The sequence below is a fragment of the Mariprofundus micogutta genome (assembly GCF_001895085.1).
Taxonomy (GTDB): Bacteria; Pseudomonadota; Zetaproteobacteria; order Mariprofundales; family Mariprofundaceae; genus Mariprofundus; species Mariprofundus micogutta.
In genome coordinates, this window is record NZ_BDFD01000049.1 from 1 (window position 1) to 1337 (window position 1337).

Below are 1337 nucleotides of genomic sequence, written 5' to 3' on the forward strand. Positions count from 1 at the left end.
CGGTCAACCTCATGCAGCGAAGGAATATCGCCGAATTGCTGGGAGGAAGCTCACCGCCTCCAAAGCGAAAACCGACCGTGAATCCTCGCCAGATGGCACTGCTCAATGCTTAACCGGACAGCAGTGATAAGAAACAGTCATGAAAGGTATTAATAGCACAGTTTAGCCGGAAATCCAGTTCAATTGGTGGGGTAAATGCCAGGCAGGATGGTGAATACAAGCCACGTGGTAGTGGGGTTCAGTGTCCCAGAAGCATGCGAACCATGCGGCTGAGTGTTGCTACAGAATATGGTTTACCAATAACCTGACTGCCATCTTCTTTTAATGCGTTGACCAGTACATTATTTTTATCGTAACCCGTGGCATATAACACCGGCATGCTCGGTTTATATATGCGGATATTTGCAGCCGCCTCAATACCTCCCATATTCGGCATGATGACATCCAGAATGAGTAGAGAAATATTGTTTTGATGGGTTTTGAATAGTTCAACGGCCATGCATCCATCTTCTGCCTGAAGCACTTGATAGCCAAGGCCGGTCAGAAGCTTAGAGAGAATATCCCTTACCTGTGTATCATCATCAGCAATGAGGATGGTTTCACCTTTGCCCCGAATAACCTCAACAGGGCTGTTTAGGTCAAACTCGTTAATCGCTTTTTGTTCCAAAGGCAGATAAAGATCAAATCTTGTGCCTGCATTTAGATTACTCTCAACGTCAATGACACCATGATGAGTTTGTATTGCTCCGAATACCATAGCCAGACCAAGACCAGTGCCTTTACCCTGTGCTTTAGTCGTGAAAAAGGGTTCAAAAATACGCTGAAGGTCTTCCTTTTCGATGCCGCAGCCATTATCGGAAATGGTTAGTTGTGCATAAGTATGGTTATTCCTTGGGATCTGATGTTTTAGAATGAATTTTTTGTTCGGAAGATATTGCCTTAAAGAGATATAAATCTTCGGTGCATGGACACCATGCACGGCATCACGTGCATTGTTTATTAGATTGAGAATGACCTGTTGCAACTGTGTAATATTCCCTTTTATGATCAAATCATCACTACAGATATTGTGAGTCATCAAAATGTTTTCTGGAATGGCAACTTTAGCCAATTTCAGGGCTTCATTTACAAATGACCTGAATGAGATTGATTGTAATGCAACACTGTCCTTGCGGGCAAAAGTCATGAGTTGCGAAATTATATCTGCTGCCACTGCTGTCCGGTTAAGCATTGAGCAGTGCCATCTGGCGAGGATTCACGGTCGGTTTTCGCTTTGGAGGCGGTGAGCTTCCTCCCAGCAATTCGGCGATATTCCTTCGCTGCATGAGGTTGACCGA

At 44.5% G+C, this 1337-nt stretch carries 1 protein-coding gene; it reads right to left on the reverse strand.

The genetic code is table 11. The features are described 5' to 3' along the window. Positions 1-238: 238 nt before the first annotated feature. The gene (locus MMIC_RS12365) at positions 239-1186 is read right to left on the reverse strand and encodes a hybrid sensor histidine kinase/response regulator (RefSeq protein ID WP_072660772.1); all 948 of its coding nucleotides are present in this window, start codon (positions 1184-1186) and stop codon (positions 239-241) included. Positions 1187-1337 lie beyond the last annotated feature (151 nt).

Excerpts from the sequence above, each read along its gene's own strand:
- MMIC_RS12365 (WP_072660772.1), bottom strand. The coding sequence starts at position 1,186 with ATGACTTTTGCCCGCAAGGACAGTGTTGCATTACAATCAATCTCATTC.